Raw genomic sequence first — 24,982 nt, 5'->3', positions numbered from 1 at the left:
TTGAAAGAACCTAAATTGTTTGATACCACTTTAAGAGATGGGACCCAAGGCGAGAATGTTTCTCTAACTGTGGAAGATAAATTAAAGATAGCAACAAAATTGGATGAGTACGGAATAGACTACATCGAAGGTGGTTGGCCAGGGTCCAATCCTAAAGATGAAGAGTTCTTTAAGAAAGCACAAAGTATGTCATTCAAAAATAGTGAAATAATTGCATTTAGCTCTACAAAAAGGTTTGGGATAAGAGCCGAAGATGATCCAAATATTTTAAAATTGGTTTCTTCCGGGGCGAAAATAGTTACTATATTTGCAAAAAGTTGGGATTTCCATGTATCTCAAGCTTTAGGAATTTCTCTTGATGATAATCTGAAACTCATAGAAGATACGATAACCTTCTTAAAAAGAGAAGGGATAGAAGTATTTTTCGATGCCGAACATTTTTTTGATGGTTTTAACCATAATCAACAATATGCCATTAAAACCTTGGAAGTTGCACAAAACTCCGGTGCTTCGATCGCTGTTTTATGTGACACAAACGGAGGACAAACCCCTTCAAAGATAAAAGAGGCAATAGAAGTGGTAAAAGAAAGAATAAAAATACCTTTGGGCATTCATGCCCACAACGATTCCGGTCTAGCTGTAGCAAATTCTCTTACAGCCTTACAAGAAGGAGTTGAACAAATACAAGGAACGGTTGGAGGCTTAGGGGAAAGATGTGGTAATGCAGACCTTTGTATTATAATACCTAATTTGAAGTTTAAATACGGATTTAGATTACCGAAAATAAATGTAGAAAAAACAACTTCACTTTATAATTACGTATTTGAAGTTGCTAACTTAACTCCTGACAACAGGATCCCTTACGTGGGAAGAAGCGCATTCACACATAAAGGTGGCGTCCATGTTAGCGCCATTCTTAAAAATCCTCTCACTTACGAACACATATCTCCGGAATGGGTTGGAAACACTAGAAGGATATTAGTTTCTGAGTTATCAGGAAAAAGCAATTTGAAATCAAAGTTGGAAGAATTGGGCTTTGATATTACACAATTTTCTGAAGAACAGTTCAAAAAGTTAACTTTGAAGATCAAGGAATATGAGCATGATGGATATCAATTTGAAGGTGCAGATGCTTCTTTGAAACTCTTAGTATTAAGAGAATTTTTTGACTATACACCAAATTTTCAAGTCGAAAATTTCAACATCCTTCATTACAATTTTGGCGAAGGCACGGGAACCGAAGCTATTGTTAAATTGAAAATAAATGGTGAAATCGTTCATGCCGTTGCTGAAGGCGACGGACCTGTGAATGCTTTAGATATGGCGTTGCGAAAAGCTTTAGAAGACTTTTTCCCATCCCTAAAAAACATGAAATTGATAGATTACAAAGTAAGGGTGCTGGACAGTGCTTCTGGAACCGCTGCAAAGGTACGGGTCTTAATAGAAACTTCAGACACCGATAAAACGTGGACTACTGTGGGCGTTTCAACTAACATAATTCAAGCCAGTTGGAAGGCTTTGTTAGACAGTGTGGAATATGGCTTGTTTGTAGATAATTTGTTCCCTGTTAAAGAAAACTAACAAAACTTTTTAGACTATAAAAACTTCTCAGGAGGAGTGAAAAAAATGAAAAATATATACGCTAATCGTATGAAAAACGTTCCGCGTTCTTTTATAAGAGAGATACTTAAAGTAGTTGATGACCCCGAAATAATTTCATTTGCGGGCGGTTTACCAAACGCTGATTTGTTTCCAGTGGAAGAAATAAAAAATGCCGCTGTTTCTCAGTTTGATAATCACGGTAAAGAGATTCTTCAATACAGTACCACAGAAGGATATCCACCCTTAAGAGAATTTATCGCCAATAGGTACCACGAAAAGAGAGGTTTAAATATTACACAAGATGATATTTTAATAACTCATGGTTCTCAACAAGCCCTTGACTTACTCGGGAAATTATTTTTGAATGAAGATGATTTTATCGCAATTGAAGAACCTGGATACTTAGGAGCCATACAAGCATTATCTGTATACACAAAAAATTTTAAAACTGTAAAACTATGCCAAGAAGGTCTTGATTTAGAAGAATTAGAAGATGTTTTGGAAGAATTTTCACCAAAATTACTTTACACCGTCCCCAATTTTCAAAACCCCACAGGAATTACTTATACAAATAAAAATAGAGAAAAGATAGCTGAGATGTTGAAAAAACACAATATTTACCTTATAGAAGATGACCCATATGGAGAGTTAAGGTTTGAAGGAGAAGATAATATTTCATTCAAAAAATTGATTCCTGAACAAACGATACTTTTAGGGTCTTTCTCTAAAATTGTTGCACCAGGATTTAGACTAGGCTGGGTGGTGGCTCCTAAAGATGTACTGGAAAATCTTGTAACCGCTAAACAAGGTGCTGATCTCCATTCTAACCATGTAGGACAAAGGATACTATACCAGTTCTTGAAAGAGAACGATCTAGACAAACATATAAGGAACATAAAAATAAGGTATGGTTCACAAAAAAATGCAATGATAGACAGTATTAAAAAATATTTCCCCAAAGATGTAGAATATACGAATCCACAAGGAGGAATGTTTCTTTGGGTAACTTTGCCTAACAACATCTCGGCTCTTGAGTTGTTTGACAAAGCTATTGAGAAAAAGGTTGCCTTCGTCCCCGGAGACCCTTTTTACATTGATAAAAAAAATGTAAATACCTTGAGATTAAATTATTCCTGTTCAAATGAAGAAAGTATTGAAGAGGGGATAAAAAGGTTAGCCTCTACAATACAAGAATTAGTCGTTTAAATGTTCATCAAACTTTTTAGGCAAAAATGCATCCCTTAATCCTATAAGGAAAATAATAATCCCAAACACGATGCCCAAATTTAAGTTTCTCAATGATGCTATGATGTATCCAAGCGAAAAACCATTTAACATCCAAGATAAAATGATTAACAATTTTTTGTTAAACGCTGTGTAAAGAACAGCAAAAAAGGCAGAAAGATTAATCAATAAATAAAAATAAGATGGATCAAAATTATTTAAATACCCAAAAAAAGAAAATAAAATCCCTACTAACAAAATAAAGTTACCCAATTTGCTGTACATACTTTTTTTCCAGGAAATGTAAGGTATAATACCTAAAATTACAAGTGAAAAAATCCAATATAGAATATCAACCAGAAAAAAACCAATTGTAGCGTTTATGAATACCGAAATTAAAGTAAAAGCCATTTTTCCACCCCTTTATTAAATAAACTCGTTCTATTTTACTCGACTTAAGTAACCAAAAAATTACCCCTTCCTGAATAGTTGAGAAAGGGGTAATTTTTGTTATTTTGCCATCACGGATAAATGCCTCTTAACCTTGTAGCATTTGCCACACGTTCGATGGCTCTAACATATGCAGCCGTTCGCATATCAACTTCATACTTATTCATTGTTTGAGCAACGTCACAAAATGCATTCTTCATCTTTTTATGAAGTGCCTTTCTAATATCTTCAAGTTCCCAAAAATTCCACTGAAGTCCTTGTACCCATTCGAAGTACGAAACCGTCACGCCACCAGCATTTGCCAAGAAATCCGGTACTATGAAGACATTTTTAGACAACAAGATATCGTCTGCTTCAGGAGTTAATGGCCCGTTGGCTCCTTCAACGATGAGTTTTGCTCTTATATCATCTGCATTATTTTCATTAATTGCATTTTCCATAGCACATGGAGCAAAAACATCTACATCTAACCTCAATAATTCTTCGTTGGTTATCTCTTTATAACCTTCTTCATTAACATCCATTAACAATGCTTTCCTATCTCTAGTTCTATCCATTAGACTACGAATTTCTTCAGCAGTAAAACCAGATTCTTTATAAAAACCACCACTATAATCAGATATTGCAACCAACCTATATTTAGTTTCTTCTGTGATGGTCAAAGCTAAATAAGAACCAACGTTACCAAACCCTTGAATGGCAACAGTTATTGCTTCATCCTTTTTATTTAATCTTCCCCTGTCTTTCAAGTACTTTACGGCTTCCTCGATACATATATTTACTCCTCTTCCAGTGGCTTCTGTTCTTCCTTCAGAACCTCCGATCTCTAAAGGCTTCCCTGTAACTATACCTAAAGTTGTATGTCCTATATTCATAGAATATGTATCCATAAACCAAGACATTATTTGACCATTAGTGTTTACATCTGGGGCGGGGATATCTTTTTCTTCACCTATTATGATTTGAATTTCAGAGAAGAACCTTCGCGACAATCTTTCCAATTCAGAATCCGAAAGTTTAAAGGGATCCACTGTAACGCCACCTTTAGCCCCACCATAGGGGATGTCCACTACAGCAGACTTCCAAGTCATCCAAAAAGCCAAAGCTTTAACTTCGTCTAATGTGACATCTGGATGGTATCTAATTCCACCTTTTGCCGGACCTCTAGAAACATTGTGTTGTACCCTATAACCGGTAAAAACCTTGATTGACCCATCATCCATACGCACCGGGAAATTAACTGTGAGTTCTCTCTTAGGTTTGATTAATACTTCTCTTAAATTTCTATCTAATTCCATGATTCTAGCGGCTCTGTCGAATTGCTTAACTGCGTTATCAAATAAGCTTACTTTCTTTGTTTCTTCCATCTTTAGAATCCTCCTTTTTCTAATTGTTTCTCTCTTTCTATAAACTACTATAGAACTTCATTATTATTGTACATAAATATTTTATCCCTTTTTTCTCAAAGTTTCAAATCCAAAGAAATCTATTCTTAGGCGATTAGAAGCAATTATAGTAATTTATGCCCAAATATCAAGGTTTTTGTCAACTATGAAAAAAATTTCAAAGAAAATTTTTTCATAGAATCTCTTCAACAATTTATGATATAATAAAATGAACAATTTATTATGGGAGAGAGTCAAATTGACAGAGGAAAAATTCATTGAAGATCTTAAAAAAAATGATCCTGATGCTTTTAAAAAATTATATGAAGAGTATGCCCCAAAAATTTATGGGGTTTTAAGAAATTACGTTAACCACGATGAAATAGAAGATGCCCTTCAAGAAGTTTTTATAAGAATTATTAGAGGGATAAATGGATTTAAAGGCCTTTCCAAGTTATCTACTTGGATTTATAGAATAGCTGTCAACGTTGGGAAAAATTATTCTCGCAAATATCAAAGAATTAAAGAAACTTCGGTGGATTTTGAAGATGAAACAGAGCAAAATCATAATATCCAAGCAATTTCCAATAGCAATGTTAAAAATGAAGTATTAGAAGAGCTTGATTACCAAATGATTTTAAATATAATGGAAAAATTAGACGAAGAAGAAAGACTACTGATTAAGTTAAGGGATATCGATGGGCTGAGTTACAATGAAATTGCTGAGATAATGGAAATCCCTCTTGGGACGGTGAAAAGTAGGTTGCATTACGCGAGGAAAAAATTGAGACAATTGATAGAGGAGGCTAACTTCGTATGAACGAAAAAGAAGAAGAATTGTTGAATGAATTTTTTGAGGGAAAAATCAAGGAAGATGAGTTGAACGAAAATTGCAAGAAAATGATCGATATATATAGGGGCATTATAAAAACATATTTTTCCTGCGAAAACTCTGTTATCAACAATGTTAAAAACAAACTTAATCTTGGATAATCACTTAATGAAAGGGCTGAAGAAATGATAAGAGTCAAAGTTCCAGCCACAACTGCCAACATAGGACCAGGATTTGACAGTTTAGGGATAGCCTTACAATTGTACAATATCATAGAAGTAGAAGAAATAAACTTTGGCCTAGAAATTAATATTCCGATTGAAGATCAAGCATATATAGAAACTAATGAGCATAATTTAGTTTATCAGGCTATGAAGCGATTGTTTGACGCAGTAAATATTCATCCGAAGGGTCTTCGCATAAATCTTATAAATAATATACCCATAGCAAGAGGTTTGGGAAGTAGCGCAGCTTGTATAGTCGGAGGCTTAGTAGTTGCCAATGAACTACTTAATAATCCTTTGAAGAAAGAAGAGATAATATATTTAGCAGCTACAATGGATGGACATACGGATAATATTCTACCTGCATTCGTTGGAGGATTGACAGTAGGAAGTTTGTTGGAAAAAGAAGTTAAGTATGTAAAAATGGATTTACCAACTCAGTTGAAATTATTGGCAATTATCCCCGATTTTCATTTTTCTACCAAAAAAGCTCGTTCACTTTTACCAAAAAATGTGCCCATTGAAGATGCGGTGTTTAATATAAGCAGAGTTGGCCTCCTTGTTGCATCTCTTGTAACCTCTCATTTTGAAAATTTGACAGAAGCCACGAAAGATAAAATTCATCAGCCATATCGTAAAGATTTTATCCCCTACTGGGAAGAAATAACGTCTAAATTGATGAAAATAGGTACAAAGGGGTATTTCTTGAGTGGTTCTGGGCCAACAATCATGGGAATTTTAGATGGAGATTATAAAAATATTGAAAATGAAATGGTTAATTTTCTTTCTCACTTTGATCAAGGTTATAAAGTAACGGTTTTGGACGTATGTCATAATGGATTGGAGGTATTAAATGATGAGGGAAGTAATGGACGTTATCGATAAAGACGATAATTACATTTATTTGAGGACCATAAGGACGCAAGAATGTGAAAGCTGTGCCATGAAAGGTGGCTGTACCCTATTAGGTGGTTCAAACGAGTTGAATTTAAAAGCTAAGAACACGGAAAAAGTCGATTTAAAAAAAGGAGATAAAGTAGTTGTAGAATTACCTGAAGTTCCAGTAGTGAAACTTTCTTTTTTAGCTTATGGGATTCCTTTAATAGTTTTCTTGTCTATAGTTTCCATTCTCTATACTTTGGGCTTTTCAGATATCTTCTCTTTCTTAGCTGGCATTTTAGGATTGGGAATTACTTATTTTTTAATTCATCAGTACGATAGAAAAAAATTAAAAGATAGATACTTACCAGTCATACTACAAAAGTTAGAGAAGAAAATAGATCTAAAGTTGCACGAAAAAGGAGAAATCTAAAGTCTTTAAAAGCTTATTACGTTTTTCTTCAAGGCGTGCTAAAAAATCACAAATATGAATCGGTGCATCCGAAAATCTTGATGTATGAACTATAAAGAGAATTAATTTGTATCTAAAAAAAATGGAAAAATCAAAAAAGTTCAAATACAAAAAAGGGCTATTGGATAATCTCCAACAGCCCTTTACTTTCAAGAACGCTAAATAAATTAATTTTTTTCGAGACTCTTATCCATTTGTTTTGATCCTATTCACTTCTTCGTTCAACTTTGCAGAGATGTTTTTTAATTTTTCGGCAGTTTCTTTTAATATTTTAGATTGTTCTGTCTGATCGTTAGTCAGGTTGTTTATTTGTTCTATATCATCGGAAATAGTTTTTATTTCTTCGGAAACGTTGTCTACTGTCGCCGAAATTTCTTGAGCAGCCGCACTTTGCTCTTGGCTTGTGGCGGTAAGATTATTTATCATCGAATTAATTTCATCGACTTGATTATAAATTTCTGTAAACTCTTTAGAAATGATCTCTGATTTATTTGCTATTTTTTCAACTGTATCATAAGATTCGTTTGTTGAATTATTAATTTTTTCTATACCTTGTTTTATCTCTTTTAAAATCGATTCAATGTTAGTTGTTGTAGAGCTACTCTCTTCTGCTAATTTTCTTATTTCCTCTGCAACAACGGCAAATCCTTTACCAGCTTCTCCAGCCCTTGCAGCTTCTATAGCTGCATTAAGTGCCAAGAGGTTAGTTTGCTCGGCTATAGCGTCTATTTCTTCAACAATTTGTCCTATCTTGTCTGATTTTTCTTTCACTTCTGTAACTATTTTTATAGTTTCTTTTGATTGAGCTTTTGCGTTCTTGGTTGTAGAAACAATTTCACTAACACTCTTGTTTCCATTGTCTGTTGAGTTTTTCACATCGTTGGCTTTTTCAAAAAGATTCTGTGTGTAATCGGCAATTGAAAGAGCTGAATTTGCAACCTCTCCAACACTTTTATTAATCTCTTCCATAGCCAGTCTCGCATTATAAGCTTTTTCTTTTATTGAGCTTGTATACTCCAAAAGTTCTCCACTCATTTTTGAAGACTCTTCTGACATCTCGCTCAACACTTCAGAATCTTCATTTGTTGTTTGAGATATCCCCTTAACATCATTTATTATTAACGATAAGTTTTTCTGAATCAATTCCACAGTTCTTGCAAGCTTTCCAAATTCATCTTTTCTTTCTTTGAATTTATCATCAAATTCAACAGTTAAATCGCCTTTAGCTACGTTATTTTCCAAATGATCTTTAACTTTAGTAATATTCTTAACCAAATTTGAAGTTATTAAATAAAGAATAATAGACATAAAAATAAAACCTAATATCGCCAATATCAAAATAATATTTTGTAGTTCTTTCATATTTCCTAACATTTCCTCTTCTCTTATAACTGTACCATAACTCCAAGGTGTGTCAGATTCCCCAACAAAAATTGGGTGATAGGACTTAAAAGTATACTCTTCAAGAGAAATTGAATACGCCATTTCTGAAAAAAATTCGCCATCTTGAACTTTTCTAAGAATCTCTTCTCCATTTGGACCTACAGCGTCTCCAAACAAGTCACCAACTCGGCTCTCATCTGGATGAAATACAACAATACCTTGATTTGACATAAGCCTTCCAAAACCAGTATCGAAGATCCTTACTTGGTTATTAATCTCTTTTAAAGGCTCCAAATTTAGATCTACCTTAACCGCACCAGCAAATCTACCATTAACTTTTATAGGCGAAATAGTAGATACAAAAGTAAGTTCGTTCCCGCCAACATTTTTGGTAAAAGGTTCTGTTAATATCTCTTTATTTGCATCTTCACACTGTTCACACCAATCTTGTACGCTGTTAAATTCTTCAACGTTTATTGAACTATTAGTTCTGTTCAAAAATATATTCAAATTTTTGTCTTCCAAATATATTCCTATTCCATAGAAATTAGGATTGTTTTCCAAAATACCCCTTGCCAAAGCCTCTGCAGTATCTCTATCCATATCATTTTCCTTCAAAAAACCGGAAAAAGATTCAGATAAAAACCCTGCGGCATCCATAGAACTTTCAAGGTACATTTCAACTTGATTTGCATACTGTGCTGAAACAGATTCAGAATATTTCACACTCAAATCCCTAAAATAGTTTTCCACATTTAAAAAAACAAAAGCAAAAATAGAAACAAAAACGACCGAAACAGACAAAATTATCCAAGAAATAAGCTTAGTTTTTAAATTCATAGCCCTAACTCCTCCCCAAATATTTTTTATATGATACCATATTATTTAATCATTTGTTCATATATTTATTTTTTTCTACGTACACTTTTTTTGAAAAGAATTAAACAACTTTTTAAATTTTATATAAATACCCTGATGCGATTTTAAAGACTTCTCTTCTTAGCTATTGTTCATGATGGGCGCACATTAAAAAAAGCTTGGGTAAAACCCAAGCTTTTAAATTTTAAACTCACCAGGAAAATGACATGATACAAAATGTCCTGGCTTAACTTCTTTAAGTGGTGGTTCTTCTTTACTGCAAATATCCTTGGCAATTGGACAACGAGGATGAAATCTACAACCTGAAGGTGGATTTAGGGGGCTTGGTACATCACCTTGTAAAACCACTCTCTTCTTCTTAACTTCTGGATCTGGAATGGGAATAGCGGACATCAAGGAAACCGTATAAGGATGTAATGGCTCATCAAAGAGCTCTTTTTTTGTTGTTAATTCAGCTATCTTCCCTAGATACATAACTGCTATTCTGTCGCTTATGTGTTTCACAACAGCCAAATCGTGAGCTATAAAAACATAGGTTAAGCCGTAATCGTTTTTCAAGTCTACCATTAAATTTATGATCTGAGATTGAATAGAAACATCTAAAGCAGAAACAGCTTCATCAGAAATGATTAATTTTGGGTCCAACGCCAAAGCACGTGCTATCCCTATTCTTTGTCTTTGTCCACCAGAAAATTGATGAGGATATCTATAGACGTAATCTTTGGATAATCCAACTGTTTCCATTAAGTTGGCAACTCTATCCCTTATTTCAGAAGAGGTACCCATTTTATTCACTTTCATACCTTCCCCTATGATATCCAGTACCCTCATTCTAGGATTTAACGAAGAATATGGATCTTGAAAGATGACTTGGGCATTTTTTCTAAAGGATCTTCTTTTTTCAGCCAAATTACTCAACAAATCTTTTCTTATTTCACTTACTCCATTTTGAAAATATAATTGTGCGTATTTTTTGTCTATTTCATTGTCTAATTTTTTAATTACTTCTTCTTCTGAACCCAATTCTTTTTTCATTTTTTCAAATCGTTCAGCATAAATCTTTTTAACATACTTATTAATAGTAGTACCTCTCATGAACCATGGTGTAGTGTCTTGCTCTCCCATTATAATTCGTCCGTCTGTTGGTTCGTATAATCTTAAAATTGTCATACCTGTTGTACTCTTACCGCAACCAGACTCACCAACAAGCCCCAGAGTTTCGCCTTCTTTTATTTCAAAGCTGATATCGTCTACAGCTAGAACTTGGGCGACTGTTCTTTTGAAGACCCCAGCTCTAACAGGAAAATATTTTTTCAAATTTTCAACTTTTAGGATTACTTTGTCACTATTTGGCACTATACTTCACCTTCTTTGACTTTGTTCATTTCGTCCAATAATTTGTCGATGTGCCAACAACGGGAAAAATGGCGAGGTTCTACTTCTTCCAAGTTAGGATCCTCATTCACACATTTTTGATCAGCGAAGAAGCACCTATTTGAAAATTTACAACCTTTTGGAAAGTTCAAGGGGTTTGGAACTACTCCAGGAATAGAAAGCAACCTCTCCTCTTCTTTATCTATCCTGGGAATAGAATTCATCAACCCCCAAGTATACGGATGTCTTGGCCTTTTAAAAATGGTTTTGATTTCACCACTTTCAACTACTTCTCCACCATACATAACTAAAGCCCTATCAGCCATCTCTGCAATTACTCCAAGGTCGTGTGTGATAAAGATTATAGACATTTTAAACTCATTTTGTAAATCTTTCATGAGTTCCAGTATCTGTGCCTGAATGGTAACATCCAATGCGGTGGTTGGTTCATCGGCTATAAGAATGGAAGGATTGCAAGCTAACGCCATAGCTATCATGGCTCTCTGTCTCATTCCACCAGATAATTCGTGAGGGTATTGGTCGATTCTCCTCTCTGGTTCGGGAATACCAACTTTTCTTAATAGATCAATCGCTCTTTTTTTGCCTTCTTTTTCACTCATATTAAGGTGCAATTCAAGAGATTCCATGATCTGCTCCCCAATAGTGTATACAGGGTTAAGGGCAGTCATAGGTTCTTGGAAAATCATGGAAATCTCTTTACCACGTATCCTTCTGAGATGGTTATCTGATAAAGATAAAACATCAGTATCTTTGTACTTTATTTCTCCTTCAGAGATCCATCCGTTTTCGTCTAGTAGCCTTATAGTACTTAGCGCTGTAACAGTTTTCCCTGAACCAGATTCTCCTACTATTGCCAAGGTTTCACCTGGATAAAGCTCAAAACTAGCACCATTGACGGCTTTTATTATTCCGTCTTCCGTCTTAAAATGAACATGCAAATTATTAACACGAAGTATAGGTTCACTATTGTTATCTTTCAAAAAGCTTCCTCCTCTCACTTTATCGTCTCATTCTTGGATCAAAAACGTCTCTTAGGGCATCTCCGAGTAAATTCCAACCCATGACAAAAAGAATCATAGCGACTCCAGGATACAAGATCGTGAACCAGTATTGGCCAGGACTTGTACCACCAATGATCCAGTCTCTGGAATAGGATAATATGGATCCCCAATCGGCGTATCCTTGTGGAGCACCTAAACCTAAGAAACTCAACGCTGCGGCAGTAATAACCATCGATCCAATCCTCATTGTAGCATTTATCAAAACTGGAAATATCGTATTAGGTAAGATATGTTTAACTATAATCGCCGCGTCTCTTACCCCAAGTGCTTTTGCGGCCATAACGTATTGCTCGTTTTTGGCTTGAAGGATGTTCCCTCTGATCAATCTTGCTGTGACCATCCATCCAAAAATTATCAGAGCAATCATCATATTTCTAACTCCAAGACCTAAAATAGTTGTTAAAACCATAGCTGCAAGCATAAAAGGTATGGACATAAAGATATCTGTAATTCTCATCAGGACTTCTTCGAGCCAACCACCAAAATAAGCAGCCACTGAACCAATAAAAAGGCCAACAGCGGTTGAAATTAAAACTACTACCAGCCCTATCTGAAAAGCGGTTCTACTTCCCCATACAACACCATAAAAAATATCCTTTTGATTTACTATCCCAAAGGGATGTTCAGAAGATGGTGGTATAGGTTCTAATGTTGAAACTGCATTGGGGATCATGTAGGGATCAAAATCAATTGAGTTCAAAAAATCTTTGTTTAAGGTTTCATAAACGTTTAAAGCTTCATTTTTGAAATCTTGACCTTCGAGTGACTGGAGATCACCGATCATTTCAGAAAGTTGTAAAGACCTTTCATATCTTTCTACGACACTTTCATATTCATTTCTCAACCTTCTAATTACACCATTAGTATCCTCATCAAAATCTTCATAGTAGGACCTATTTAGAACGTACATATCAACTAATTCTTCAATTTGAGATTTTAATACTTCTTTTTCAATCTCTCCATCTTCAAACTTTTCAACACTTTCCATCAATCTTGATATATCTTGATAATCCATTTCAGCGAAAAAATATGTATCTTCCCAATAGTTTTGAAACTCTTGAATAATGGAATCCTTATTCCCTGTTGGATCTTCATTTACTAATTCAAGGGCTCTTTCCAAGTTTCTTTCTTTTGGTAATTGAGGAGGTGCAATTACTGGAGCAAATATTGCTAAGATTATGAAAAATACCAATATAGAAAAACCTATGATAGCAGAAGGATTAGTAAAAAAACGCTTCAAAGCCCTTTTTGCTTCTTCACTCACAATTTTCACCTCACCCTAACCTGATTCTTGGATCAATAAATGCATACGATATATCGATTATAAGATTTCCAACAATAAGTATGAAAGAAGTAAATAATAAAACACCCATTATAGAAGCATAATCTAGAGTCTGAGCCGCTGTTGCCGCAAATGATCCCAAACCTGTTCTAACAAAAACCATCTCTACTATAACAACGCCTGCCAACAAACCAATAACCATTTGACCTGCGGTTGTTACAACTGGAATTAGAGCATTTCTTCGGGCATGTTTGTTTATGACTACTCTTTCTGGTAAACCTTTTGATCTTGCAGTTCTTATATAATCTCTTCTAAGAACTTCCAACATCGAAGATCGGGTAATTCTCAATAGATTAGCCCACCATAACCAAGAAATGGCAATAATGGGTCCTAAAATATGCCTTAAAGCATCCCAAAATATATCGATTCTTCCGTTGAGTAATGCATCTATAGTCAAAAGATTAGTATAATTATTAAAGGTAGCACTTTTTACAACTTCGTCTGCCCATAAGCTCAGATTACCTGGTGGAAACCATCCCAAACCTATATAAAATATCAATAAGACCAGTATTGCCCAAACAAAATCTGGCAAAGACCAACCTATTAAAGCAAATATTCTAATAGCCTGATCTATAAATGAGTTATGATGAACTGCAGCGGTAACCCCCAACCATATACCAATCCCTATTATAGGAAAAATAGCGTATAGTGCTAATTCTACCGTATAGGGGAACCTGTGTAATAAAGCATCTAAAACAGGTTCTTTCCCCACTACAGACCAACCAAGATCACCCTTGAACAAATTCCCTATCCATTTGCCGTATCTAACTGGCCAAGGATCTGTTAAACCGTACTGCTCCATTAAAACGATTTTATCTTGATCGGATAATTTTGCATAAGTATTTGGATCAACATAGGTAGATAAAAGTTTCAAAGGTCCTAGTAATTGTTGCATAGAAAAAACTATCAAAGTAACACCTAACATAATCAAAGGTAGTAATAACAACCTTCTGATGATGTATGTTGTCAAAAGTAGACACCTCCGCTCTGTGAATTATACTTAATAAGTAATCACTTAAAAAGAGAGGGGAAAACCCCTCTCTTCAAATTTTACTACAAAAAACTTTCTTTTTACATTATCTTAGCAGAATTATTACTCTACTTTAGTGTAGTTATAGTAATAATCGCCGGGCCAAATTGGATTATTTATCCATCCTTTTAGCCAAGAACGATGGACTCTCAACCCTTGTGGCTGATAAAGAGGCAAAACAAGAGCATAATCAAAGACAAATTCTTGAATATCTATATACATTTGCTCTCTTACAGCAGGATCAGATTCAAGGGCTGCGTCTTCTATCATTTTGTTCAATGATTTTCCACCAAATTCTGGTCTTGGCAAGCTTGCAAATTCCGCAAAGTTATCGCCGTAGTACCCTCCGTAATCACCTTCACTGTGGTAATAGGTGAAAATAAAGTTATGTGGATCAGGAAAATCAGCAACCCAACCAATGATGTAAACAGGAAGCATCATATTTTCTCTTTCATCTAAGTAAGTTGGCCATTGAACTCCTCTAACTTCAACTTGGAATCTAGGATTTATCTTTGCTAAATTATCTCTCAATATTTCAGCAGATACTCTCCTTGAATCGTTCCCTGTATTGTAAAGAATAGTCATTTTGAAACCTGTTTGCCATAATCTACCTTTGTAAGCACGTTTAAAGTAATTTTCAGCCTTTTGCAGATCCAATTCGTATGTCGGGAGATCTTCACTATACCCTAAGAATCCGGTTGGCAAAGCGGTAGGAACTTTTTCACCCAAACCGTTCAAGACTTCATTTATCATACCATCATAATCAAAGGCATACGCGAAACCTAATCTAACATTATGATCTTCAAAGAAATCTGGTGGAATACCGTTTCCATCCAATTGACCAGAGCCAATGTATGGGGACTCAGGATCAACTTGCCAATTGAAGCCTAAAGAAGTAATTGAAACCTCAGGCGTACCAGGAATAACGGTCAGACCATCCATAGAAAGCACAACATCTAAATACTGAGCAGGAACATAAGCTATGTCTGCATCGCCTGTTTCAAGCATAGCTCTTCTTGTTGACCATTCGTCTATACCTTGAATAATTACTCTTCTTATTGGTGCGGGACCTCTCCAGTAATCGTCGAATCTTTCGAGCGTTATCCTTTGTTGAGCGTGATCCCATTCTACTAACTTATACGGACCAGTTCCCATAGCATGATCAAAATAAGGAGACTGTTCTTTCGTCCATCCGTGATACTTCCACCAACCTTCTGCATTTCCATCCCATACACCTATTTCTATAGAGTATTCTTTGTCTAATATCGCACCCCAACCACTTCCTGAAGCAAGTACATTCAAAAATGGGGCAAAAGGTCTTGCCAAATGAACATGAACTTCGTTACCTTGAACTTCTACTGCAGGATCTATTACATCATAATAGAAATTAACTAAAGCTTCTTCGTATTCTGGAGTTGTTGGATTCATATCATCATCAAATATGGTATCCCATGAAGCACCTACATAGTCTTCTACTAGTGTTCTAATGCTGAAAACACCAAACATAGGGTCTAAGTACATCCATACTGGTCCTCCAGCAGGGTTGTATAACAGCGCTCTTTCGAAGGTGTATTCGACATCTTCAGGGGTTAAATCGTTACCGTTCTGGAATTTAACACCTTCTCTTATTGGGAAGACATATGTTGTTCCACCATCTCTCAAATAACCATTTTCAACTGTAGGGACAACTGTCGCGAGCATAGGAACAAACTTGGACAAACTTTCTCCATCGTATGCTATCAAGTTGTCATATACGTTGAAAATAACTTCACCACTAGAAGTGTCATAAGCATGGTGGGGGTCTAAAGTATCTGGCTCACTTAGTGTTGCATCGAAGATCATATCAGGGTTTTTAACCTGTGAAAAAGCAAAAACACCCATCAAAGTAACCATAAGAACAATAAAAACTTTTTTCATACCTCTACCTCCTTTGCAAATTTATTAGCTTTCGTACACACTAACAATACTTTACCAAACAATTTCCTTATATATTTTATCACATTTCATCTTAATACACAAGTAATAAATTTTAATTTGAAAAAAATCCCTTTTATTTGCAAGTTTGACGCAAATCATCATATTAATAGTATTCCATAAAATTAGATTTTTATCAAGTTCGATTACGGATTATCTGAAGGAATTATAAGCGATTAAGTCCAATTAAAAGCAAATATTAACGAAATAATTAAAATATGAAAATTTTTTCATGGTTTATAAAATTTAGCTTTTATTGACAGAGTTAAAAAAATATGATATACTTTAAACGATTAGAAAGGGTGCGTAGCTCAGTGGGAGAGCGCTTCCTTGACGCGGAAGAGGCCGTAGGTTCAATCCCTACCGCACCCACCACCATTCATTCTTGTTCAACTTTTTCGCTTTTCTCATATATGTTGCTAAAAAAAGCAGGATGAAATTCTTCCTGCTTTTGTTTTTTATGATTTATTCATAATTTCAAAAATTTTGTTTCTATACTTTTCATTAATACATATGTACTCATTATCTTTAAAAATTAATTTTTCTTTATCGTTTGGGGCGTTTCTGATTATGGCGCTTACCAGGGCGGAAACTGATTTTTTGTTCTTCAATTCTAAGGTTGCCATGATTTCTTCAGACTTCAACTTCCCTTTTTCGATCAATAATTCAAGAAAACTTGTAGTTAGTGGTTTTAAGTTTTTCACAAAACTTTTTAGTTCTTCTTCATTCCACTCTTTTCTTGATCTTCCGTTTATCAATTGGTGTATAATTTCTACCCTCTTTTTTAAATCGTTAGAGAGCAGATAAAATAGAATTTCTCCATTTATTTCTGATTCATCCAGTAATTCGATAAGAGAATCGAAAGTTTGGTTATCTATGGTAACTTTGTAACTTTCATCTCCGTATTTTAGGATACCTTCTTCATAAATAATATTGAAGATAGAAAAATAACTTTCTAAAAGTTTTGAATATAAAAAGTCCCTTAACTCATAACTTTCAAGTGTTTTGAGTAATTCGTGTGTTGACTGAAAATCTTCTTTTCTTTTAATTTTTCTAAAAACAAGTTCTTGAAGTTTTTTTTGATTTTCTTCTTTTAATAGGTCTTCTCCTAAAAATTTTACGAGCATTTCTAGTTCATCTTTGTACATTGCGCATGGCTCCTTAATTATTTTTTTCTACAGTTCTAACATTCAATATTTTAGCACATATAATTTAGAAAAATCAATCTTCAATTTGACTTATTGTTATAACTATTATATAATTGGAATATACCAATAAGAAGGGAGTGAGATTAAAATGGAAGAAGCCCCTATTCCGCTCTATTATAAACTTTATCTGGACTTAAAAAGAGAATTAGAGGAAGATTATAAAAAAGGAGATAAGTTGTTAACAGAAAACGAGATATGCGATAAATTTGGTGTTTCACGTTTGACCGTAAGAAGAGCCTTGGAAGAGCTCTCTAAAGAAGGTTTAATAACAAGAAAAAGAGGGCAAGGAACATTTTATACAGGGCAAAAGCAAGAAGAAGAATTAACCAGGCTTACAGGTTTTACCGATGAGGCAGTTAAACAAGGTCATTCAACTAAATCTGTTGTGTTAGAAAACAGATTAGTAGAAATTCCCCCTGAGTTAGTTGAAGAGTTTAAAGTTCCAAAAGACGGGAGAGTAGTACTATTAAAAAGGATTCGGTTTTTAGATGAAGAGCCCTATGCAATCGAAACAGCATACTTGAATCCCAATGCAGACATAAGGGTATTGAACGTAATAGAAAGGGATATGTCAAAAGAATCGTTATATAGAATACTAACTAACGAATACGGCATAAAATTCACTCATGCTGTTGAAACTCTCGAGGTAACAACTTTAAACAAAGAACAAGCTAAATATTTGGCTCAAAGTGAAGGCTCTATTGCTGCATTGAGAACGAGATATACCTATATAGAAGATAAAAAGTGTATTGAATACGTTAAATCAGTTTACAGAGGGGATAAATACAAATTCAAGATAGTCAGAAAGGCATAAGATTTTTCTGAGGAGGTAGTATAAAAGTGCACTATACATTAGATGAAATAAGAAGAATCCCCAATCTCTTAAGTCAGTTAAATGAGTTTGATTTTTCTTTTTCAAAAGAGAAAAAATATCTTTTTGTTGGTTGCGGTTCTTCATACAACATTGGATTTATAATGAAAGAAATATTGAACAAAAATGGCTATAAAGCAAAAGTGCTCACCGGTGGACATGTTATGCTTTTTGATGATATTCCTGACAGTGATGTTGCAATTTTAATAACCAGAACCGGTGAATCAACTGAAACTGTTTTAGCGGCAAAAAAATTAAGTCAAAAAGGCATGAAAACCATAGGAATAACGTCTTCAAAGAATTCTTCAATCACTCAACAATGTGAAGAAAATATAACTTTAGATTTTACTGCAGAAAACAGTGTTGTTATGACCGGGTCTTTTGTTTTTATACTGGCAATGTTGCTAAACGGGATAGAAAAAAATGATTATTATAATTACAGTGAAAAAATCTTAGAAGATTCCGAAAAGATTATTGATCAGTTAGCTTTAGAAAAGTATGAACATTTTGTCTTTCTTGGGTACGATGAAAATTATGGCATTTCAAAAGAAGGCGCCCTTAAATTACAAGAGATGGCTTTACAGTACGTTGAATACCATGAGCCTTTAGAGTACAGACATGGACCTATATCCACACTCACAAACAAAACGTTGGTTATCTTAAACTCAAAGGGTATGAAAGAAGAGAAAGAATTGACCGATGATATCGAAAGATTGGGAGGAAAAGTCTTATTGAATTCTACTGATGGACATATAAAAATCCCAGATATGAAAGGATTTGAAGCTCCTCTAAGGCTCATTCCCATACAGTATTTAGGTTATAAAAAGGCTGTACAAATGGGATACAATCCAGATTCGCCTAAGAATCTTTCGAAATCTGTCAAATTGTAGGAGGTAAAATTAAGATGAAGTTAGAAAAAGTTTTAATTGTGGATCCTATAAACGGAGAATATACCGGAGATATCGAAATAAAAGGCAAAACGATTTCTGGAGTTATAAGAAAAGATTATGGTTATGAAGATTTCGATACCATCATTATGCCTGGTTTTGTGGACCCTCATACCCATGCACAAATGGGTATAGATACGATGCATGCAACAAGGGAAGAGTTCAAAATTTGGGCAAAAAATAATTTTTCATACGGTGTAACTACTTTTTTACCAACAACGGTCTCAGCCACTAAAGAACAGATTTTAAAAGTTTTGGACAGTATAGAAGATGTGAATTCTTCAATCGAAGGGATTCATTTGGAAGGTCCTTATATAAATGTAGAAAAAAAAGGAGCTCAGAACCCTCAGTATATAAGAGATCCTTCCTTGGAGGAACTAAAAGAGATAATTAGCGATAAAGTAAAATTAATAACCATGGCACCGGAGGTTAACGGTTTTATTGAAGCAATAAATTATCTTGAAGAAAAGAATGTAGTGATCTCATTAGGTCATACTTCTGCGAATTTTGATATCTTCAAAAAAGCTTTCGAATCAGGAGTTAACAGAATCACCCATTTTTCAAACGCATTAACACCGCTACATCATCGTAACATAGGGGGAACAGGTTCTGGCTTTTATTTTGATTTTAATATAGAAATGATATGTGATGGGATTCATCTTTCTCCTGAGTTTGTGATGTTGGTATACAAAATAAAAGGAGCAGACAAAATTATATTGATAACCGATTCTATAGCCGCTGCAGGGTTACAAGACGGTGAATACGAATTAGGTGGTTTAACAGTCACAGTAAAAAACAACAAAGCAACACTTAGCGATGGAACGATCGCTGGGAGTACACTACTTTTCAACGAAGGTGTCAAAAATTTTAAAAGATTTACCAATTGTACACTACAAGAGCTTGCAAAGGTATCCTCATACAACGCACTTCAAGACCTACATATTTACGATAAGGGAAGGATTGAAGTTGGCTACTATGCAAACCTTGTCATTTTAGACAAAGACCTGAACGTGAAAGAAACCATCTTCGAAGGTGAAAAGGTATTTTAAACATTGTGTGCTATAATAAAACATAGAAAAGATAATTTTCCTAGGGGCGCTAAAGAGAGACTTAGAGTTTGTAAAGTCAAGTATAAAAAATGGAGGTATGATTTTTGGAAAACAAAGAAAACAGTTTTGATGTTATTGTTGTAGGAGCTGGCCATGCCGGGATTGAAGCTGCTTTAGCCTCAGCTAAAATGGGAATGAATACTTTAATATTGAATATAAATTTAGACACTTTAGGATGGGCTCCTTGTAATCCTGCTATCGGAGGACCCGCTAAGGGTGTTGTTACCAGAGAGATAGATGCTTTAGGAGGAGTACAAGCAAAGGTAACAGATGAAACGATGATCAACATCCGAATGCTCAATACAAGTAAAGGTATCGCTGTAAGGGCTTTAAGAGCTCAAATCGACAAATATGATTACTCACAAAAAATGAAAGAAATCTTAGAAACCACAGTCAATCTGATTCTGAGACACGGAATAGCGAAAAGTATTCTAGTAAAAAACGGTAAAGTGATCGGGTTAGAAACAGAATTAGGTATAAAATACTTTGCCAAAGCCGTGATTTTAACTACAGGAACATTTTTGAGAGGCAAAATTTTTGTTGGTAGGAACACCTTCGAAGCAGGAAGAATGGGAGAACTTCCCGCAAATTCATTGACATATTCTTTGATTAAAGAAGGCTTAGAAGTATCGAGATTTAAAACCGGGACACCTGCCAGAATAAGAAAAGATTCTATCGATTTTTCTAAGTTTGATATTCAAGAGACCGCGGATGAACCTCTGTCTTTTTCTTATTGGAGTCAGCCAAAAGTCTTATCGAAAGATTATCCTTGTTATCTGGGAAGAACCAACAGTAAGACCCATGAAGTTATTAGAAGACATATCGCATTCTCGCCTTTGTATGGAGATGTCAAATTAATACAATCTAAAGGCCCTAGGTATTGCCCTTCCATTGAAGATAAAGTTATGAAATTCAATAAGGATACCCATCAATTTTTCCTTGAACCGGAATCCAAACATTCAAAAGAGATCTATTTAAATGGATTGAGTACGAGTTTACCTTTTGAAGCGCAGATTGAGATTTTGAAAACTATACCTGGTTTAGAAAATGCTATAATTGAAAGGCCTGCTTATGCCGTTGAATACGATTTTGTAAATCCGATCCAATTGAAACACAACCTTGAAACAAAAAAAATAGAAGGATTATTCTTGGCTGGCCAAATCAATGGTACAAGTGGTTACGAGGAAGCCGCAGGTCAAGGACTTATAGCAGGAATTAATGCTGCCCTAAAAATTAGAGGAGAAGAACCTTTCATTCTTGACAGGTCCGAGGCTTACCTTGGGGTTCTTGTTGACGACATTATCACAAAAGGAGTTGATGAGCCTTACAGATTACTGACTTCTCGAGCTGAATACAGGTTGTTGCTCCGACATGATAACGCTCATTTAAGGTTGTATAAGTATGGATACAAATACGGTTTACTAAGCAAAGAACAATACGAGCAACTTCATAGATTGGAAAATTTGATAAATCATCAAATTGAGAGATTGGACCAAATTAAGGTATCACCTAATCAAGTTAACGACATTTTAGCCTCAAAAGGCTCTTCAAAAATCACTCAGCCTGTTCACATGAGTGAATTACTCAAAAGAAGTGAAATATCTTATAATGATTTAAAACACTTAGACGAAGAAGCAGTTGAAGAAAAGGAAGTTATCGAACAAATCGACATTCACTTCAAATATAACGGATATTTTCAAAGGATGCAAGATGAGATCGCAAAAATGAAAGAGCTCGAAAAGGAAAAGATACCAAGCGATATAGAATATGACAAAATTAACAACATTGCCTATGAAGCTAAAGAAAAATTGAAAAAAATTAAGCCAGAAACTTTTGGACAACTCTTAAGGATACCTGGCATAAATCCGGCTGATGCTATAAACTTAAGAATTTATTTGAAGCAAAAAGATAAAATAAGGTAGTTAAAATAAAAACCGCCCCAATAGGACAGGGGGCGGTTTAAAAATTTATCTTACGGTGTATTTTAATATAAAGACATCTTTCTCAGCATCTGCACCTATATCTGATGATTGAGAATATCCTGCAACATAGAGGTTTCCATTATCATCAATATCGAGGGCATAAGCGACATCATCGCCGTATCCACCGAGAGATTTTTCACTTAACAAATTACCGTTATTATCGTATTCAAGTATAGCAAAATCTTTGTCACCGTTCAGGGTTGTAACGTATCCCGCAACGTATATATTTCCATTTGGACCTACGGCAACTGAATAACCGTGATCACTTTCTACATCTCCATAAAAACTTTCCCACAAAATATGTCCCTCTGGGTTAACCTTTACAACATAGATATCTGACCATTTTGAATCCCATGAACCTTCATAACCAACTGCTACGTAGCCTCCAGATACTTCTTTAACATCGAAGCCTCTAGCATAATCTCTTGGAGCAAAAACTTTGGTCCAGATTTCTTCTCCATTGGGATCAACCTTAGCCAGATAAAATTGGGTCTTATTTTCAAATAATTGTACTACCGTGCCTGCAATGATGAAATTACCGTCTGAAGTTTTTTGAATACTCAAAGGTTTAGTATCAGAGCCAGCAACAAAGTAAGGAAGCCACTTTTCAAATACAACTTTTCCTTCTTTATTCAATTTTACCATTTTTCCTCGCATGTTTAATGTATCAGGATCGGAACCATAGCCTACTACAACATAGCCATCCTCTACTTCTACAACAGCTGAACCTTTGTCGTTACCTAGTTTATTAATGTTCGTAGAGAATTTGTTGTTACCTATTTTTGAAACGTAGAAATCTGAATCACTTCCGTAAGAATTCGATGTTCCAACCAAGAGCATATCACCATCAGAAGTTAAAATTCCTTGATTTGCCCAATCGTTGTAATTTCCACCTAACTTGTTTTCATAAACTACGTTACCCTCTTGATCGAATTCCAAAATTAAAATATCTTCGTTGAATCCTTTTTCATTGGTGTATCCAAAAAGATATACCCCCTCATCTGTAGATTTTACATCGAAGATCTCCTGAGATCCACCAAGGGTGTATACTCTTCCCCAATCAAGGGTTAAAGAAGCCATCGCAAAAAGAGATACTGTTAACACCAATACCAAAACAATTTTTGATTTCACCACAATCCCTCCTATCTTTTTATATTTTACTGTCTTAAAAATCTCTAAAACTATCTTTAAATCTAATTTCTGAATTTAAAATTATCTTCTGACGTTAAGGGGCAAACCCCTTAAAAACCCCAAATTCAAAATCAAAGTTTTTTGCATAGATCTGCAACATGATACGTCATTTGCTACGCAAATGAGAATTAGGATGTTACTTCTAAAGCATTATGAAAAGGCTTTTTGCATAAAACAGCAAAAGCTTCGCAAATGAGAATTTGGAAATTGTTTCTAAAGCATTATAAAGAACCATTTTGCACAGAGCTGCAAAAAAACATGGTTTGCATACTGCAGCAAACGCTCCCCACCTAGAATGAAAATTACAAAAAACATTTTCTTACTTATTATATCATAAAAATTTAAAAATTACACAACAATTTATAGAATACCAAAACTTTTACCTATTTTTTCAAATTTGCTTAAAGCATAGTCTAAGTCTTCTTTACTATGTAAAGCACTTATCATTACCCTTATTCTTGCTTTCCCTTTTGGAACGGTGGGGTAAACTATGCTAGAGGCAAAAATACCTTCTTCATATAGTTTTAAGCTAAATTCTTTTGTTTTCTTTTCATCATAGATCATAACCGGGGTTATAGGGGTTTCGGTAACTCCAATATCATAACCCATTTCTTTTATCTTACCTTGAAAATATTTGGCGTTATCCCAAAGTTTTTTTACTAATTCGTTAGATTCATGAAGTGTTTTCGTTGCTTCTAAAGCTGCAGCTGTTTCTGCTGGAGACAAAGAGCTAGAAAATAGAAATGGTCTTGCTTGTTGTTTTAAATAATCGATTAATACCTTTTTACCTGCGATGAATCCACCCACAACTCCAAAGGCTTTCGATAAAGTTCCAATTTCTATATCCACTTCATCCGTCAAATTGAAATGATCCGCTATTCCCCTACCGTTTTCTCCTAGCACTCCTTCTCCATGTGCATCGTCCACCATTACTAGGGCATCATATTTTTTAGCTAGTTCCACAATTCCTGGAAGGGGCGCAATATCTCCATCCATACTAAAAACACCGTCAGTTATAATTAATTTTCTTCTACAATTATCTTTTTGAGCTTTAACCAGTTGCTCTTCCAAAGAGTTTAAGTCTTTATGTTTCCAAATGTATCTTTTTGCCTTTGACAGCCTAACGCCATCTATTATACTCGCGTGATTAAGTTCATCTGATAAAATACCATCTTCTTCGTTTGTTATAGTAGGAATAACTGCTTGATTTGCGTTGAATCCAGACTGAACTACTAGAGTGGCTTCTACTTTTTTGAATTCCGCTAACTTTTCTTCTAATTCTTCGTGAATCTTCATAGTCCCAGCTATTGTTCTAACTGCTCCTGGACCTACACCCCACCTTTTAATTGCATTAATAGCAGCTTCTTTCAGCCTTTCGTTGTTTGCCAAACCCAAATAATTGTTAGAACACATATTTAAAACCTTTTTATCATTAATATTGATCCAAGCGCCTTGTGCACTTTCAAGAGTTCTTATGGTGATAAGTAAACCAGAATCATCGAGCTTTTTCAGTTCTTCTTTCAATTGTTCATAAAAATCCAT

Annotated in this window: 20 protein-coding genes, 1 tRNA gene and 2 pseudogenes; 11 read left to right on the top strand and 12 right to left on the bottom strand. The window is 34.8% G+C overall.

The genetic code is table 11. The features are described from left to right. Together cimA and BZ25_RS00230 are read left to right on the top strand one after the other, a co-directional pair. Positions 1-1,581: a citramalate synthase gene (gene cimA / locus BZ25_RS00235; protein ID WP_121515321.1), complete on the top strand. Its 1,581-nt coding sequence runs from the start codon at positions 1-3 to the stop codon at positions 1,579-1,581. 45 nt (positions 1,582-1,626) lie between these two features. Continuing rightward, a complete protein-coding gene (locus BZ25_RS00230) occupies positions 1,627-2,808 on the top strand; it encodes a PLP-dependent aminotransferase family protein (protein ID WP_121515320.1) in 1,182 nt (393 codons plus the stop codon). Here BZ25_RS00230 and BZ25_RS00225 read toward each other — a convergent pair. After that, a complete protein-coding gene (locus BZ25_RS00225) occupies positions 2,797-3,237 on the bottom strand; it encodes a hypothetical protein (protein ID WP_121515319.1) in 441 nt (146 codons plus the stop codon). The two genes, BZ25_RS00230 and BZ25_RS00225, sit on opposite strands and share 12 nt — an antisense overlap. A gap of 110 nt (positions 3,238-3,347) precedes the next feature. Beyond that, positions 3,348-4,643: a Glu/Leu/Phe/Val dehydrogenase gene (locus tag BZ25_RS00220; protein ID WP_121515318.1), complete on the bottom strand. Its 1,296-nt coding sequence runs from the start codon at positions 4,641-4,643 to the stop codon at positions 3,348-3,350. Between the two features lie 277 nt (positions 4,644-4,920). Here BZ25_RS00220 and BZ25_RS00215 point away from each other — a divergent pair, with 277 nt between their 5' ends. Genes BZ25_RS00215 through BZ25_RS00205 form a run of 4 tightly spaced genes read left to right on the top strand, consistent with a single transcriptional unit; the run spans position 4,921 to position 7,029 of the window. Continuing rightward, positions 4,921-5,481 carry an RNA polymerase sigma factor gene (locus tag BZ25_RS00215; RefSeq protein ID WP_121515317.1) on the top strand — a complete coding sequence of 187 codons (561 nt, stop codon included), beginning with the start codon at positions 4,921-4,923 and terminating at the stop codon, positions 5,479-5,481. Then, a complete protein-coding gene (locus tag BZ25_RS10200) occupies positions 5,478-5,654 on the top strand; it encodes a hypothetical protein (RefSeq protein ID WP_158584805.1) in 177 nt (58 codons plus the stop codon). Before BZ25_RS00215 ends, BZ25_RS10200 begins: the two co-directional genes overlap by 4 nt. A 24-nt stretch (positions 5,655-5,678) precedes the next feature. Then, on the top strand, positions 5,679-6,602 hold the full coding sequence (gene thrB / locus BZ25_RS00210) for a homoserine kinase (protein WP_121515316.1): 924 nt from the start codon (positions 5,679-5,681) through the stop codon (positions 6,600-6,602). Further along, positions 6,571-7,029 carry a SoxR reducing system RseC family protein gene (locus BZ25_RS00205; RefSeq protein WP_121515315.1) on the top strand — a complete coding sequence of 153 codons (459 nt, stop codon included), beginning with the start codon at positions 6,571-6,573 and terminating at the stop codon, positions 7,027-7,029. Before thrB ends, BZ25_RS00205 begins: the two co-directional genes overlap by 32 nt. Positions 7,030-7,254: 225 nt before the next feature. Here the strand turns inward: BZ25_RS00205 and BZ25_RS00200 are convergent, their stop codons facing one another. The 7 genes and pseudogenes from BZ25_RS00200 to BZ25_RS00175 all read right to left on the bottom strand — a co-directional run bounded on the left by BZ25_RS00200 (position 7,255) and on the right by BZ25_RS00175 (position 16,075). Beyond that, positions 7,255-9,291: a methyl-accepting chemotaxis protein gene (locus BZ25_RS00200; RefSeq protein ID WP_121515314.1), complete on the bottom strand. Its 2,037-nt coding sequence runs from the start codon at positions 9,289-9,291 to the stop codon at positions 7,255-7,257. A gap of 216 nt (positions 9,292-9,507) precedes the next feature. Beyond that, positions 9,508-10,686 (bottom strand): ABC transporter ATP-binding protein, encoded by a 1,179-nt coding sequence (locus BZ25_RS00195; RefSeq protein WP_121515313.1) that lies wholly within the window; start codon positions 10,684-10,686, stop codon positions 9,508-9,510. Then, complete coding sequence (locus BZ25_RS00190; RefSeq protein WP_121515312.1) at positions 10,686-11,705, bottom strand: ABC transporter ATP-binding protein; 1,020 nt, start codon at positions 11,703-11,705, stop codon at positions 10,686-10,688. Before BZ25_RS00190 ends, BZ25_RS00195 begins: the two co-directional genes overlap by 1 nt. A 19-nt stretch (positions 11,706-11,724) precedes the next feature. Further along, positions 11,725-12,468: pseudogene (locus BZ25_RS10610) on the bottom strand (ABC transporter permease); the annotation flags it as partial. Positions 12,469-12,936: 468 nt separating this feature from the next. Then, positions 12,937-13,050: pseudogene (locus BZ25_RS10605) on the bottom strand (ABC transporter permease); the annotation flags it as partial. 10 nt (positions 13,051-13,060) lie between these two features. Beyond that, complete coding sequence (locus BZ25_RS00180) at positions 13,061-14,098, bottom strand: ABC transporter permease (protein WP_012209369.1); 1,038 nt, start codon at positions 14,096-14,098, stop codon at positions 13,061-13,063. 123 nt (positions 14,099-14,221) lie between these two features. Next, positions 14,222-16,075, bottom strand: a complete 1,854-nt coding sequence (locus BZ25_RS00175) for an ABC transporter substrate-binding protein (RefSeq protein WP_012209368.1) — start codon at positions 16,073-16,075, stop codon at positions 14,222-14,224. Between the two features lie 357 nt (positions 16,076-16,432). Here BZ25_RS00175 and BZ25_RS00170 point away from each other — a divergent pair. Next, positions 16,433-16,507, top strand: a tRNA-Val gene (locus BZ25_RS00170). A gap of 83 nt (positions 16,508-16,590) precedes the next feature. On the opposite strand, the gene BZ25_RS00165 is transcribed toward BZ25_RS00170, so the two are convergent. Next, positions 16,591-17,280: a hypothetical protein gene (locus tag BZ25_RS00165; protein WP_121567162.1), complete on the bottom strand. Its 690-nt coding sequence runs from the start codon at positions 17,278-17,280 to the stop codon at positions 16,591-16,593. Between the two features lie 148 nt (positions 17,281-17,428). Between BZ25_RS00165 and BZ25_RS00160 the strand changes: the two genes are divergently transcribed. From BZ25_RS00160 to mnmG, 4 genes are all read left to right on the top strand, one after another. After that, positions 17,429-18,154, top strand: coding sequence for a GntR family transcriptional regulator (locus BZ25_RS00160; protein ID WP_121567161.1), 726 nt, complete (start codon positions 17,429-17,431; stop codon positions 18,152-18,154). A gap of 26 nt (positions 18,155-18,180) precedes the next feature. Next, positions 18,181-19,101: an SIS domain-containing protein gene (locus BZ25_RS00155; RefSeq protein WP_121567160.1), complete on the top strand. Its 921-nt coding sequence runs from the start codon at positions 18,181-18,183 to the stop codon at positions 19,099-19,101. Positions 19,102-19,115: 14 nt separating this feature from the next. Continuing rightward, a complete protein-coding gene (nagA, locus tag BZ25_RS00150; protein WP_121515307.1) occupies positions 19,116-20,207 on the top strand; it encodes an N-acetylglucosamine-6-phosphate deacetylase in 1,092 nt (363 codons plus the stop codon). Between the two features lie 104 nt (positions 20,208-20,311). Beyond that, positions 20,312-22,189 (top strand): tRNA uridine-5-carboxymethylaminomethyl(34) synthesis enzyme MnmG, encoded by a 1,878-nt coding sequence (mnmG, locus tag BZ25_RS00145; protein WP_121515306.1) that lies wholly within the window; start codon positions 20,312-20,314, stop codon positions 22,187-22,189. A gap of 45 nt (positions 22,190-22,234) precedes the next feature. Here the strand turns inward: mnmG and BZ25_RS00140 are convergent, their stop codons facing one another. Both BZ25_RS00140 and BZ25_RS00135 read right to left on the bottom strand, forming a co-directional pair. Beyond that, positions 22,235-23,380, bottom strand: a complete 1,146-nt coding sequence (locus BZ25_RS00140) for an SBBP repeat-containing protein (RefSeq protein ID WP_103065849.1) — start codon at positions 23,378-23,380, stop codon at positions 22,235-22,237. Positions 23,381-23,800: 420 nt separating this feature from the next. After that, positions 23,801-24,982: a glycine C-acetyltransferase gene (locus BZ25_RS00135; protein WP_121515305.1), complete on the bottom strand. Its 1,182-nt coding sequence runs from the start codon at positions 24,980-24,982 to the stop codon at positions 23,801-23,803.

This window comes from Petrotoga sp. Shatin.DS.tank11.9.2.9.3, from assembly GCF_003665005.1.
GTDB classification, from domain to species: Bacteria; Thermotogota; Thermotogae; order Petrotogales; family Petrotogaceae; genus Petrotoga; species Petrotoga mobilis.
Note: the sequence above shows the minus strand (reverse complement) of the source record. Positions and strands in the feature narration are given on the sequence as shown.